Consider the following 13,980-nt stretch of genomic DNA (forward strand, 5'->3'; position numbering starts at 1 on the left):
CGCACTCCGTATTTGCCACATGGGCTTGCGGCCCATCGGCCTGTATGGTGGGCCGACGTTCTTCAACCGCCCTGCAAAGGAGATAGTCCCATGATCATTCGCAAACTCGTCGTTGCCGCCGCGATGGCCGCCATCGGCTCGGCCGCGATGGCCCAGCCGATCGTCATCAAATACAGCCACGTCGTCGCGGACGCCACGCCAAAGGGTCAGGCGGCGCTGAAGTTCAAGGAACTCGCGGAGAAGAAGCTGCCGGGCAAGGTCGAGGTCCAGGTATTCCCGAACAGCCAGTTGTTCGGCGATGGCAAGGAGATGGAAGCGCTGCTGCTTGGTGACGTGCAGATCATCGCGCCGTCGTTGTCGAAATTCTCCAAATACACGCCGAAGCTGCAGGTGTTCGACCTGCCCTTCCTGTTCGACGACATCGAGGCGATCGACCGCTTCCAGCAAAGCCCGAAGGGCCAGGAATTGCTGAACTCGATGAGCAAGAAGGGCATCGCCGGGCTGGGCTTCCTGCACAACGGCATGAAGCAGATGTCGGCCAACAAGGTGTTGCGCACGCCGGCCGATGCGAAAGGCCTGAAATTCCGCATCCAGACATCCGATGTGCTCGAGGCGCAGTTCAAGGCGGTTGGCGCCAACCCGCAAAAGCTGTCGTTCGGCGAGGTCTACCAGGCCTTGCAATCGGGTGTGGTCGACGGTCAGGAAAATACCTGGTCGAACATCTACACGCAGAAATTCCACGAGGTGCAGAAGACGATTGCCGAGACCAACCACGGTGTGATCGACTACATGGTGATCGCCAACTCGGCCTGGTGGGACAAGTTGCCGGCCGATATCAAGAAGGGTTTGTCGGAAGCGATGGCTGAATCGATCAAGATCGGCAACAAGATCGCCTACGACGAAGGCGAGTCCTTCAAGAAGAAGATCATGGACGACAAGAAGGCCGAGATCCTGAAGCTGAGCAAGGAGGAAGTCGCTCAGTGGCGCGCGGCGATGAAGCCGGTGTGGGCCAAGTTCGAGGGCGAGATCGGCAAGGATCTGATCGAGGCAGCGCAGAAGTCCAACAAGTGATCACGGCCGGCGCGCAAGCGCCGGCATCTGCGGAGGCATACCCTGATTGTCAGCCTCCCATTCGGGGGCTGACAATTTTTTGCATTCGCGACACCAATGCGCCAACGCTCGGCGCCGGCGGGGATCCGCAATGAAAATACTCGATCGCCTCGAGGAATGGATCGTCATCCTGATGCTGACGGCGATGACGTTGCTGACCTTCATCCAGGTCGTGCTGCGTTATGTCTTCAACTCCGGATTCACCTGGGCGCTGGAGATGACGACGATCTTCTTTGCCGCGATGATCTTCGTCGGCATCTCGTATGGCGTGCGCGTCGGCGCCCACATCGGCGTCGATGCGATCGTCAGCAGGCTGCCGCCGCCAATCCGCCGTGCAACCTCGATCGTCGTCGTGCTGCTGTGCCTGGTGTATGCCGGCATCATCCTCTACGGCTCGTTCGGTTATGTCTCGAAGATGTATTCGGTCCACGTCGAGATGGAGGACCTGCCGATCGAGGTCTGGATGGTGCGCGCCATCCTGCCGCTCGGTTATGTGCTGCTGACCTTCCGTTTCATCCAGGTGCTGTGGTCGCTGATCACCGGCAAGTCCGACAGCCTGCACCTCGGCGATGAAGCCGCCGATGCGATGAAACTGAAAAGCGAGGAGTCGCAGTGAATACCCTCATCCTCTTCACGACGCTGTTCATCTTCATGGCGATGGGCATGCCGGTGGCGATCTGCCTCGGCCTGTCGAGCCTGTTGACGATCATGTTCTTCGGCCAGGATTCGCTGGCCAGCCTGTCGATCAAGTTGTACGAGACCAGCGAACACTACACGCTGATGTCGATCCCGTTCTTCATCCTGGCCGGCGCGATGATGAGCACCGGCGGGGTGGCCAAACGGATGGTCCGCTTCGCGATCGCCGCAGTCGGCCACATGCGCGGCGGGTTGGCAATCGCCAGCGTGCTGGCCTGCACGCTGTTTGCCGCGGTGTCGGGATCCAGCCCGGCCACCGTGGTGGCGATCGGCTCGATCGTGATCGCCGGCATGGTCAAGAACGGCTATACGAAGGAATTTGCCGCCGGCGTGATCTGCAATGCCGGCACGCTGGGCATCCTGATTCCGCCATCGATCGTGATGGTCGTCTATGCCGCGGTGACCAATGTATCGGTTGGCCGCATGTTCATGGCCGGCGTCATCCCGGGCATCCTGCTGGCAGGCATGCTCGCGACGGCGGTCTGGTGGCGCGCCGGCAAGCTGACGCTGACCAAGGGCGAGAAGGCGAGTCCACGCGAAGTGCTGGTCGCTTTCAAGGACTCGGTCTGGGGCCTGGCGCTGCTCGCGATCATCATGGGCGGCATCTACGGCGGCATCTTCACGCCGACCGAGGCGGCGGCGGTGGCAGCGGTCTATGCGACCTTCGTTGCCGTTGCGATCTACCGCGACATCAAGCCTAAGGATCTGCCGCATGTGCTGATGGATGCCGGCAAGACGACGGTGATGCTGATGTTCATCATCGCCAACGCGCTGCTGTTCGCCCACGTGCTGACAACCGAGCGGATTCCGCAGACCATCGCGGCGGCGATCGTCGGCGCCGGCATGGAGCCGTGGATGTTCCTGCTGGTCGTCAACGTCATCCTGCTGGTCGCCGGGAATTTCATGGAGCCGACCGGCATCATCCTGATCCTGGCACCGATCTTTTTCCCGATCGCCACCGAACTGGGCATCGATCCAGTGCATCTGGGCATCATCATGGTGGTCAACATGGAGATCGGAATGATCACGCCACCGGTCGGGCTCAACCTGTTCGTCACCAGCGGGATAACAGGAATGAGTCTGGTGCAGGTGACCAAGGCTGCGTTGCCATGGCTGTCGGTGCTGCTGATCTTCCTGGTGATGGTCACCTACATTCCGCAGATCAGCCTGTTCTTGCCGAACCTGCTGTTCAATTGACCCACCCCCGGAGCGGCTTCGCCGCCCACGCACTCGCAGAGTTCGTGCGGTTCACGAGGCGTTCGGGCCTGCGCAGGCAGGCCCTCTCGTCCCCGTTCACCCCCCTCGCGGGGGCCGAGCCCGGACATGAAGGGTCCAGTGGACCCTTCATGCCTGGCGAGGAGCCGGGCCTCTGCGCCCGGCGCGGCCTGCAAGGCACGCTGGCGGACCGGCAGAGCCGGAACCGCGGCGGCCGCTTGATCGAAACGATCGAGTGTCCCGCACCGCTTGCGCGCAATGCGCCGACGAACATCTGCCGGTGCAGCGCAGCACCTAGAATCATCGACCGGCCACGAGCCGGTCGATTCCATTCCAGAGCCCACCGCGCCGCGGCGCACGTCGGAACACCATGAGCCGCCAGATCTTCGTCACCACCGCCCTGCCCTACGCCAACGCGCCGTTCCACATCGGCCACATGATGGAGTACATCCAGGCCGACATCTGGGTGCGCTTCCAGCGGATGTCGGGGAACCAGGTGTTCTTCGTCTGCGCCGACGATGCGCATGGCGCGCCGATCATGATTGCGGCCGAAAAGGTCGGCAAGACGCCGCAGGAATTTGTCGCCGAGATTGCGGCCGGCCGCAAGGCCTATCTCGACGGCTTCCATATCGCGTTCGACAACTGGCATTCGACCGACGCGCCGGAAAATCACCAGCTGGCGCAGGACATCTATTGTTCGCTGCGTCGCGAGGGCCTGATCTCGGAACGCACGATCGAGCAGTTTTTCGATCCGGTCAAATCGATGTTCCTGCCGGATCGATACATCAAGGGCGAGTGCCCGCGCTGCGGCGCGAAAGACCAGTATGGCGACTCCTGCGAGGTCTGCGGCGCAGTCTATTCGCCGACCGAACTGAAGAACCCCTATTCGGCACTGAGCGGGGCGACGCCGGTGCTGAAGAGCAGCGCCCATCATTTCTTCCTGCTCAGTTCGCGCCGCTGCATCGACTTCCTCGAGCAATGGGTGCATACCGCCGGCAGGTTGCAACCCGAGGTGCTGAACAAGATCAAGGAATGGTTCAGCGTCGACGACCACGGGCATGGCGGGCTTGCCGACTGGGATATCAGCCGCGATGCGCCGTATTTCGGCATCCGCATTCCGGATACCGACGACAAATATTTCTACGTCTGGCTCGACGCGCCGGTCGGTTATCTGGCATCGCTGAAGAACCTGTGCGACCGCGAGGGCCGCGACTTCGATGCCTTCATGGCCGACCCGAAAACCGAGCAGGTGCACTTCATCGGCAAGGACATCACCTATTTCCACACGCTGTTCTGGCCGGCGATGCTGCATTTCAGCGGCCGCAAGACGCCCGACCATGTGTTCGTGCACGGCTTCATCACGGTCAGAGGCGAGAAGATGAGCAAGAGCCGCGGCACCGGCATCTCGCCGCTGAAATACCTCGAGCTCGGCATGAATGCCGAATGGCTGCGTTACTACATCGCGGCGAAACTGAACGCGCGCGTCGAGGACATCGATTTCAATCCGGATGACTTTGTCGCACGCGTCAACAGCGACCTGGTCGGCAAATACATCAATATCGCAAGCCGCGCCGCCGGTTTCCTCGCGAAGCGATTCGGCGGCAGGCTTTGCGCCGAGACCGGCGACGACGGGCGTGCGCTGCTCGACGGCCTGAGCGCGCATGCGGTGACGATCGGCGAGCTCTACGAACAGCGTGAATTCGGCAAGGCGCTGCGCGAGGTGATGCTGCTGGCAGACCGGGTCAATGAATATGTCGACCAGAACAAGCCCTGGGAACTGGCGAAAAAGCCCGAACAGGAAGCGAGGTTGCACGATGTCTGCAGCGTCTGCATCGAGGCCTTCCGTTTGCTGACGATCTATCTGAAGCCGGTCGTCCCGGCACTGGCCGGGCAGGTCGAGGTTTTTCTGCGGGTCGAGCCGATGCAGTTTGCCGACGCCGAACGCAGGCTAGGCGCACATACGATCGGCGCGTACCAGCACCTGATGCAGCGCGTCGATCCGAAACTGCTCGATGCACTGCTCGAAGCGCCGGCCGAGGTCAAGGCGGCACCCGGCGGCGAGGACCTGGCGCCGGAGATCAAGATCGACGATTTCGGCAAGGTCGACCTGCGGATCGCAAAAATCGTCGATTGCGAAGCGGTCGAAGGCTCCGACAAGCTGCTGCGGTTGACGCTCGACGTTGGCGAAGGCCGCATGCGCAATGTCTTCTCCGGCATCAAGAGCGCCTACCAGCCGCAGCAGCTGGTCGGCAAGCTGACCGTGATGGTCGCCAATCTGGCGCCGCGCAAGATGAAATTCGGGATCAGCGAAGGCATGGTGCTGGCGGCCAGCCATGCCGACGAGAAGGCGAAGCCGGGCATCTTCATCCTCGAGCCCTGGCCAGGCGCCGAGCCGGGCATGCGCGTACGCTGAGATCGACACGGGCGAACGATGACACCGCATCGTTTCCGCCCGCGGTTGCTCGACTCGCTGAAGGACTACCGGCGCGAGACCTTCGTCGCCGATCTGTCGGCCGGCATCACCGTCGGCATCGTCGCGCTGCCTTTGGCAATGGCGTTTGCGATCGCATCGGGCGTCAAGCCTGAGCAAGGCATCTTCACCGCGATCGTCGCCGGCCTGCTGATCTCCGCACTCGGCGGCTCGAATGTGCAGATCGGCGGGCCGGCCGGCGCATTCATCGTCATCGTTTACGGGATCGTCGAGCGTTATGGCCTGACCAACCTGCTGATCTCGACCGCTCTGGCCGGCGGACTGCTGTTCGTTTTCGGTGCGCTGAAGCTCGGCGCGCTGGTCCGCTACATACCGGTGACGATCATCATCGGCTTCACCAACGGCATTGCGGTGCTGATTGCGCTGTCGCAGGTGAAGGACCTGCTCGGCCTGCAGATCGACAAGCTGCCGGCCGACTTCTTCACGCAGATCGGCACGCTGGCCAGCCATCTCGGCAGCTTCAACCCATGGGCGCTGCTGGTCGGGCTGGCCTGCCTTGCGCTGGTCGTCGCCTGGCCGAAGGCCTATGCAGCGCCGCAACTCGCCGACGGACCACTGACGCCGCACCAGCAGGCACGCCGGCTCGCCGCCAAAGTGCCCGGAACCATCGTCGCGCTGGTGCTGGCCACACTCGCCACGGTGCTGCTGAAGCTGCCGCTGGAAACGATTGGCTCGCGCTTCGGCGGCATTCCGCAGGGCCTGCCGGAGCTCGCGTTGCCGCCGTTCAGTTGGGAAAGCGCGAAGCAGCTGCTGATCCCGACGATCACGATCGCGCTGCTCGGCGCCATCGAATCGCTGCTGTGTGCGCGCGTGGCCGACAACCTTGTCGACGCCCCACGCCACGATCCGAACCAGGAACTGATGGCCCAGGGTGTTGCCAACATGGTGGTGCCGCTGTTCGGTGGCATACCGGCGACCGGAACCATCGCCCGCACCGTCACCAATGTCCGCTCCGGCGCGCGCACGCCGGTGTCCGGCATCGTGCATGCGGCGACGCTGCTGCTGATCGTGCTGGTGGCCGCACCGCTGGCCGAACATGTGCCGCTCGCCGCGCTGGCCGGCATCCTGTTGTTCGTCGCGTGGAACATGGGCGAATGGCGCGAATTCGTCCGCCTGCGCAAATTTTCGTTCGCCTACCGGACGGTGCTGGTCGGCACGTTTTTGCTGACGGTGATCTTCGATCTGACGGTTGCGGTGCAGGTCGGGCTGATCCTCGCCTGCGTATTCTTCATCTACCGGATGAGCACGCTGTTCCGCATCGAGCCGGTTGTCGGCTCAGGCGCGGCAACCGGTATCCATGTGCTGCGGCTGTACGGTGCACTGTTCTTCGGCGCAGTCGCAAAGGCCGAGGCGGTTGCCGAGCAGTTGCCGGCCGGATGCCGGGTGCTGATCCTCGAGATGCACCGCCTCGTGTTGATGGACGCATCGGGCATCGACGCACTCGAGCAGCTGCACCGCAGCCTGGCCCGCCAGGATGTGCGGCTGCTGTTGTGTGACCTGAATGAGCAGCCGCTCGGACTGGTCAGACGGTCCGGCCTGGCCGAGCAGGTCGGCGCCGACAACCTGCATCCGGATCTGCCGGCGGCGCTGCGCGCGGCCGGTAGTTGAGCGGATCCGCGTTCAACGCCGGCCGGCCTTGGAGCGACGCTTCCAAAGCCGCTGGCGAGTGTCGACTTGCTGCAGCAGCGATGCGATTTCAGCCAGCAAGGCCTGCCGCCGTGCCGACATCCAGCCGATCGCAAACCAGTCGATGCCATTTGTGCCCGCGATCGCGTCGCGCCCGCCGGCCAGGTCATTCAGTTCGCCGAGGCATTCCTGCAGCGGCTTCAACGACGCCATCAGCCGGCGCATCGGCTTGCGCTTGAACAGTCGCGAAGCAAAGCCGGCGCCATAAACCAGGCGCTTCAGCCGCTTGCGCAGGCGATGCCGGCCGGCGTCGTCGAGCTGCTCGAATGCAGCGGCATCGCGCAGCACGGCGGCGTGCCATTTCGACAGCCGGCGCGCCAGCAGATCAGTCGTGCGGCGCTGCTTCGGCAGCTTTTTGGCCTGCCGATCGGTCGCCGGCTGCGCAGGCAAGCCGACCTCGATCAGGTCGAGCAGCAGCAGCTGGTTTTCGGGATCCCGCAGCAACGCCGCAGGCGCCGCCGGCAGCGGGCGGCTCGTCCATTGCGGCAGCTGATCTGCCTGCCCTGCATCACGCCACGCCGCGGCAATCGACGCCGACAACGGCCCGGCAAGCACCGCGCGGTCGCGCGCCGGGCCGAGGGCCCTGAACAGACGTGCGGCCGGCTCAGCCAGCCGGCCGGCGATTGTCGCGGCGTCGGGCTCGCTGTCGAACAGCCGCAATGCGGTTCGCAAGCGGCGCAGACCGACCCGAAGCTGATGCACATGTTCGGCCTCGTAAAGGCCGCTGGCGACCTGCGACGCATTGGCGAAGATCTGCGCGCGGCAATCGGCGACCACGGTCTGCAGCGACACGAGGGCACTGGCGCCGCCGTCGAGCCTCACGTTGCCGGCCTTGCGCGCCTGCGCGACGTCGACGCCACGCGCCAGCATGTCGCCGCGCTCGGCCTTGCTGCGCACATCGAGCCAGAGGCCGAATCGCAGCGCCCAGCGGCGCGCGACGTCGAGCACCGCGCGCGGGTCGCCGCTCAGCAGTTCGATCTCGAGCTCGCACAACGGCTGGCGGCGGTCGCCGGCCTCGAGAAAACCTTCGTCGAACGCCAGTTCGACCTTGCCGAAACGTGTCGACAGTTCGCGCAGCGTGCGCCGCACATCGGTGCGAAATCGGCAGCCGAGTTCACCGCCGGAGTCGCCCGCGAGCAGATCGATCAAGCAATCGCCGATATCGACACCGGCGTGGCGCGACGGGTCGACCTGCGGTGCCGCAAAATCGATCAAGCCGGCGTCGAGCGGCACGTTGTGCTCCTTGCGGGCGGTGCCATCGCCACCACCGCCCTTCAGCGTCTGCACCCAGCCGTCGCCTTCGCGGCGCAGGCGCAGCGCGATGGCGTGCCGGGCCAGCAGCCGATCGGGCGTGTCGAAATAGGCCGCCTGCAGCTGCACTTCCCGGCTGCGCTGCGCGCCGCGCCCGACGACGAACGATCTGACAGCGCGCCGCCGCTGCCGCGGCAGCTGGAATTTCAGTTCGAATTCGATCACCCGCCGATGATGCCCTGTCCGGGCATTGGCCGGGGTGCGTCGTGCGCAAGCGAGCAAAACGCCTGCAGCGATTAAAATCGCGTCAACCAACCTGCCCTGCACCCGCGCGGGCGACCAAATCCCATGCCGCTGTTCTGGAAACACTACAAATCCGACGTCACCTCGTTTCTCGAGGAGCTGAAAGCACGCCGGCCGTCCCTTGAGGAAGAGCAACGCCAGGGCCGTGCGCTGCTGTGGGACAAGCGGGTCGACCTCGATGCCCAGGCCGCCGCCGCCGAGGCGCGGGTGCCGCAGCAGCCCTACGTCTACCAGACCCGGCCGAACGAGACCGGGCATTGAACGGCCGATCAGCAGCTTGGCCGGCATGAGCCAGAGCGGGATCGAAGCGTTGGCGCTGGCCGACGATGTCGACGCGGCGATCGGGCCGAACGTCGTCGACAGTGTTGCGGTCGCCCGCCTGTACGGCGAGCCGCTGTTTGCGATGCCGCAGGACCTGTACATCCCGCCCGATGCGCTGGAGGTTTTTCTCGAGGCCTTCGAGGGGCCGCTGGACCTGCTGCTCTACCTGATCCGCAAGCAGAATTTCAACATCCTCGACATTCCGCTGGCCGACGTGACGCGCCAGTACCTCGCCTATGTCGACGAGATCCGCAAGACCAACCTCGAACTCGCCAGCGACTACCTGCTGATGGCGGCGATGCTGATCGAGATCAAGTCGCGGATGCTGCTGCCGCCGAAGAAGACCGCCGACGGCGTCGAAGCCGAGGATCCACGCGCCGAACTGGTGCGGCGGCTGATCGAATACGAGCAGATCAAGCTGGCCGCGGCCCGGCTTGACGCGCTGCCGGTGCACGGCCGCGACTTTCTGCGCGCGCAGGTCCACATCGAACAATCGCTGACGCCGCGGCTGCCCGAGGTCGAGGTCGACGACCTGCGCGCCGCCTGGGCCGATCTGATGAAGCGGGCGCGGCTGAACCAGCACCATACGATCAGCCGCGAGCAACTCAGCGTGCGCGAGCACATGAGCATCGTGCTGCGCCGGCTGCAAGGGCGCAGGTTCGTCGAGTTCGAGGACTTGTTCGATGTGCAGCGCGGCCCGGCGGTGCTGGTCGTGACCTTCATCGCGATGCTCGAGCTGGCGCGCGAACACCTGCTCGAGGTGACACAGGCCGAAGCCTACGCGCCGATCTACGTGCGCCTTGCCTACCAGCCCGCCTGACCGAAGGGCGCAGCGGCGCTTGCCGCGCCGCCGCGTTCAGCGCTGCCGCACGCCGAGCTTGAACGCAATCATCGCGCGCAGCTTGTTCGGCACCACCGGCTTGATCAGCACGTGGAAATCCTCGTCGTGGGCTTCGTTTTCATGCCCGGTCATCGTGCTGCCGGTGACGACGATCGCCGGCACCGCGACCCCGAAGCGCTGCCGCAGGAAACGCAGCGCATCGACACCGGTCAGCCCCTGTTCGAGCCGATAGTCGACGATCAGCAGATCGACGGTCGTTGCCGGATCCTGGGAGCCTGCCCATGTGGTGACGGCAGCAACGCTGTCGAAGCTGGCGACAGCAGCACCCCACTCCTTCAGCAGCACCTCGAGTCCGGCCCGCACCGTCGGCTCGTCCTCGACAACGACGATGGTCCGGCCGTGCAGCGTCACGCTTGTGCCGGCGACCGGCGTCGGCCGAGGCATCGGTTCGCGGACGATCCGGCCGAGCGGCAATGTCAGCGAAAACACCGTGCCGCGGCCAGGCTGCGAGCGCAGATCGAGCTGCGCGCCGATCAGGTCGGTCAGCCGCCTGACGATCGCCAGTCCGAGGCCGAGCCCCTTGCGCTGCTGGCCGGCATCGGCCGAATCGGCGGCCGCGATCTGGTAGAACTCCTCGAAGATGCGCTGCTGCTCCTCTTCGGCAATGCCCGGGCCGGTGTCCCAGACCTGAACCAGCACCTTGTCGCCGCGCCGCCGTGCGCTGACGAGCACGGTGCCGTCGGCACAGTAGCGGATCGCATTCGAGACGAGGTTGCGCAGGATGCGCTCGACCAGCAGCGGATCGGCGTGAATGCCATGCCGGCCGCCGCGCAGACGCAGCGCCAGGCCTTTCTCGAATGCAACCGGTTCGAAATGCAGCCGCAGCCGGCGCAGGATGTCGTCGAATTCGAATGGCTGCGGATTGACGCTGACGCCGCCGCTGTCGATGCGGGTGATGTCGAGCAGTTCGGAGAACAGCGACTCGAGCGCATCGACCGAATCGTTGATGCTGTTGACCAGCTTGACGACCTCGTCGTCATGCGCCTTGTGGCGCAGCGCCTCGGCAAACAGGCCCATCGCATGCAGCGGCTGCCGCAGGTCGTGGCTGACGGCTGAAAAGAACTGCGTCTTCGCCCGATTCGCCACCTCTGCCTGCCGCCTCGCGTCCTCGGCCAGTTGCTTTTCGCCGCGCAATTGCTGCAGCAGCCGGTCGGCCTGCACCTTCAGCTCGATCGCCCGCTGCAGCGCCTGTCGATAGTTGCGTGCAAGCAGTGCAGTCATGCTGAAGATCAGCAGCAGGATCGCCGCCAGCTGCGCACCATAGTGATCGCCAACCAGGGCGACACGTGCCGCCATCGGCACGAAGCACATCGCGGCATACAGCAGGTAGACGCGCGGTTGCGTCGCCAGAACCGGCACCGCGGCCACACAGAAGGTATAGACGACGATGATCAGTGCGGTCTGCTGGTTGCTGTCGCCCAACGGGTAGAACAGCCACGCACTGAAACCCCACAACGCGCCAGAGGCCAGGATGCCGATGTTCCACAACAGGCGCCAGCGCTGCCAATCGGTGATGGATGCAGGGCTGGCATGCTGGAAGCTGCGGAACAACCAGATCCGCCAGGCCCAGACGCTGAGCGACGGCAGCAGCCACGCCAGCAGTGTCGGCAGCGACGCTGCGGGCGAAAACAGCAGCGTCAGCACCGAGATGCCGGCCAGGTTGCCGGCAAGAATCGCCGGCATGTAGTCGAAGGCGCTGCGAATATCCTCGGACAGCGCCGCCGGTGGCTCGTCAGCCGCTGACCCGGCCGTGCCCGCTGCAGCGGCGAGCGGGCTGCCAAGCTGATGGGTCGTGGCGGCCATCTCAGTCGCGCCCGGCTGCTTCAAGCCGCGGAGTTGCCCGTGCCGTGGGCAGCGGGCTGGGTGAGCGCGGGGGCTGCTTCATGTCAGCCGCGCCCGAGTTGCCTGCCGTAGCGAGCGCCGAGGCCGCCCGGCGCCTGCGACATCTGGCTGACCGCCAGCACGGCCTGCGTGCGTGAATTGACGTCGAGCGCGCGCAGCACCGCAGCGACATGGTCCTTCACCGTTTCGACCGACAGATTCAGTTCGCGAGCGATCAGCTTGTTCGGCTTGGCCTGCAGCAACTGCGCCAGCACCTCGGTCTGGCGCGGCGTCAAGCCGAGCGCCTCGAGGCCCGCCGGCGCGCGCTGGAAGTCGCTGCGCCAGGCCGCGCCGTGCAATGCGTTGCGGCTGGGAACCTCGGGCAACGGACGATGCTGGCTCGCGGCCGCGGCATGGCTGCCCATGCTCATCGGTGGCACATAGATGCCGCCCGACATCACCATGTGCAGGGCCTCGAACAGCGTGTCGTTGCTGGCGCGTTTCGGCACAAATCCCATCGCGCCAAGATCGATCGAGCGGATCACGTCGCTGCTGCGATCGGATGCCGACAACACGACCACCGGGATCGCCGGGTAGTTGTTGCGGAATTCGCTCAAGACGTCGAAGCCGTCGGCATCGCCAAGCTGCAGATCGAGCAGCACCAGGTCGAATTCGGCGTCCTTCTGCAGGATCTCGCGGGCCGAGCGGGCGCCGCTGGCGCCGATCACTGTGAGGTGGTCGCCGAGGCCTTGTATGACCTGCTGCAACGCGACCAGGATCAGCGGATGGTCATCGATCAGCAGCACTTTCATCGGGCGACTCCCGAAGCCGTTTGCAGCCATCGTATGCGGGCAATCCGCCCCTTGCATCCCCCCGGGTAGGGGAGTCGGATGTCACGCTTTCAGGTGAATCGGCGGGTGATCGATTCGGCGATGCAGGCCGGCTTGTCCGAACCCTCGCGCGCGATCGTCGCCTCGACAACCAGCTGCGCGCCGCCGGCAATCGGCTCGAAGGCCAGCAGCTTGAAGCTGCCGCGCAGCCTGCTGCCAACCGGCACCGGCGCGGTGAAGCGGACCCGGTTCAGTCCGTAGTTGACGCCCATCCGGACATCGGCGACCTCGAATGCCGCCGCGGTCATCTCCGGCAGCAGGCTCAGCGTCAGAAACCCATGCGCAATCGTTGCGCCGAACGGCCCGGCAGCCGCGCGTTGCGGATCGACGTGGATCCACTGGTGGTCACCGGTGGCCTGGGCAAACAGATCGATGCGCTGCTGGTCGATCGTGATCCAGTCGCTGTCGCCGAGATGCTCGCCGACGAGCGCCTGCAGATCATTCAAGTGGGCGTAACTTTGCATCGTATGGAGGGGTAGGTGGATGAAGGTTCAGCCGGCATCGAGCCAGTCGGTGATCGGCTGCCATTGTGCAAGGTCGCGTTCGACACGATGCGAAGCGATATCCCACAACGTCAGCCCGCGCGCCGACAGCTGCACATAGTTTTGCGTATCGCGCAGCTCGCCGATGACCGGCAGCGGCAACAGCGCGAGAAATTGCCGCAGCTGATCGGCCGAGATCGTATGTTCGCGGACCCGCATCGCCACCAGGCCGATTCGCATCCGGTCGGCGCGCTTGTGCGCGGTCAGCTGCTCGATGAACGGATGGGTGGCCTGGATGTCGAACAGGCTGGGCTGCAGCGGCACCAGCACGCGGTCGGCCAGCTTCAGCACCGCGTCGAGCCGTTTGCCATGCAAGGCCGCCGGCGTATCGAGCACGACATGGCTGGTGCCCTTCGGCGGCTTCACGATGTCACCGTGGTCGACTTCCCAGCTGCGGATCGGCGCCAGCTCTGGCGGTCTGAGTGCCAGCCACTGCCGGGCCGAATGCTGGCGATCGACATCGCCGAGCATCACCGCATGGCCGCGCGATGCGAGATAGCCGGCGATCTGCGTTGCCAGCGTGCTCTTGCCGACACCGCCCTTGGGATTCGCGACCACGATCACCGGCATCTCGTCCCCTCGTCTGGTTGTGCGTCATTTCGACCATCGGCACGCTGCCTGCAGCGGCGAATCGCCGGCTTGCCAACAATGGTAGCGCCGAGTCCGCCGGTGCCAAGCCCGGCCAGCTGCTGCCGAAGCAGCACCGGCAAGCGCGACGCGACTACGTGCAAACCCTTTTGATGCAAACGCAAA

Annotated in this window: 12 protein-coding genes; 7 read left to right on the forward strand and 5 right to left on the reverse strand. The window is 64.9% G+C overall.

Translation table 11 applies throughout. From position 1 onward, the window contains the following. Nucleotides 1–90: 90 nt before the first annotated feature. The 5 genes from ACNH6H_RS06525 to ACNH6H_RS06545 all read left to right on the forward strand — a co-directional run bounded on the left by ACNH6H_RS06525 (nt 91) and on the right by ACNH6H_RS06545 (nt 7,120). Complete coding sequence (locus tag ACNH6H_RS06525) at nt 91–1,071, forward strand: TRAP transporter substrate-binding protein (RefSeq protein ID WP_418316632.1); 981 nt, start codon at nt 91–93, stop codon at nt 1,069–1,071. A gap of 130 nt (nt 1,072–1,201) precedes the next feature. Then, complete coding sequence (locus ACNH6H_RS06530; RefSeq protein WP_418316633.1) at nt 1,202–1,726, forward strand: TRAP transporter small permease; 525 nt, start codon at nt 1,202–1,204, stop codon at nt 1,724–1,726. Next, on the forward strand, nt 1,723–3,003 hold the full coding sequence (locus ACNH6H_RS06535; RefSeq protein ID WP_418316635.1) for a TRAP transporter large permease: 1,281 nt from the start codon (nt 1,723–1,725) through the stop codon (nt 3,001–3,003). The genes ACNH6H_RS06530 and ACNH6H_RS06535 overlap by 4 nt, the downstream gene beginning before the upstream one ends. A 388-nt stretch (nt 3,004–3,391) precedes the next feature. Next, nucleotides 3,392–5,434 carry a methionine--tRNA ligase gene (gene metG / locus ACNH6H_RS06540; RefSeq protein ID WP_418316637.1) on the forward strand — a complete coding sequence of 681 codons (2,043 nt, stop codon included), beginning with the start codon at nt 3,392–3,394 and terminating at the stop codon, nt 5,432–5,434. Nucleotides 5,435–5,452: 18 nt separating this feature from the next. Next, complete coding sequence (locus ACNH6H_RS06545; protein WP_418316638.1) at nt 5,453–7,120, forward strand: SulP family inorganic anion transporter; 1,668 nt, start codon at nt 5,453–5,455, stop codon at nt 7,118–7,120. A gap of 12 nt (nt 7,121–7,132) precedes the next feature. Here ACNH6H_RS06545 and ACNH6H_RS06550 read toward each other — a convergent pair whose 3' ends face one another. Next, nucleotides 7,133–8,674, reverse strand: coding sequence for a CHAD domain-containing protein (locus ACNH6H_RS06550; protein ID WP_418316639.1), 1,542 nt, complete (start codon nt 8,672–8,674; stop codon nt 7,133–7,135). 123 nt (nt 8,675–8,797) lie between these two features. Here ACNH6H_RS06550 and ACNH6H_RS06555 point away from each other — a divergent pair, with 123 nt between their 5' ends. Both ACNH6H_RS06555 and ACNH6H_RS06560 read left to right on the forward strand, forming a co-directional pair. Beyond that, entirely contained in the window at nt 8,798–9,013 is a 216-nt protein-coding gene (locus tag ACNH6H_RS06555; protein ID WP_418316641.1) for a DUF3460 family protein, read from the forward strand. A 25-nt stretch (nt 9,014–9,038) separates the two neighbouring features. Continuing rightward, on the forward strand, nt 9,039–9,893 hold the full coding sequence (locus tag ACNH6H_RS06560; RefSeq protein ID WP_418316642.1) for a segregation and condensation protein A: 855 nt from the start codon (nt 9,039–9,041) through the stop codon (nt 9,891–9,893). Between the two features lie 36 nt (nt 9,894–9,929). Here the strand turns inward: ACNH6H_RS06560 and ACNH6H_RS06565 are convergent, their stop codons facing one another. From ACNH6H_RS06565 to ACNH6H_RS06580, 4 genes are all read right to left on the reverse strand, one after another. Next, nucleotides 9,930–11,777 (reverse strand): ATP-binding protein, encoded by a 1,848-nt coding sequence (locus ACNH6H_RS06565; protein WP_418316643.1) that lies wholly within the window; start codon nt 11,775–11,777, stop codon nt 9,930–9,932. Between the two features lie 83 nt (nt 11,778–11,860). Continuing rightward, complete coding sequence (locus ACNH6H_RS06570; RefSeq protein WP_418316644.1) at nt 11,861–12,607, reverse strand: response regulator; 747 nt, start codon at nt 12,605–12,607, stop codon at nt 11,861–11,863. Between the two features lie 89 nt (nt 12,608–12,696). Beyond that, the gene (locus tag ACNH6H_RS06575) at nt 12,697–13,149 is read right to left on the reverse strand and encodes a MaoC family dehydratase (RefSeq protein WP_418316646.1); all 453 of its coding nucleotides are present in this window, start codon (nt 13,147–13,149) and stop codon (nt 12,697–12,699) included. Nucleotides 13,150–13,176: 27 nt separating this feature from the next. Continuing rightward, the gene (locus tag ACNH6H_RS06580; RefSeq protein ID WP_418316647.1) at nt 13,177–13,797 is read right to left on the reverse strand and encodes a ParA family protein; all 621 of its coding nucleotides are present in this window, start codon (nt 13,795–13,797) and stop codon (nt 13,177–13,179) included. Between the last annotated feature and the right edge of the window lie 183 nt (nt 13,798–13,980).

It is taken from the genome of Pseudideonella sakaiensis, from assembly GCF_048320135.1.
Classification (GTDB): domain Bacteria; phylum Pseudomonadota; class Gammaproteobacteria; order Burkholderiales; family Burkholderiaceae_C; genus Ideonella_A; species Ideonella_A sakaiensis_A.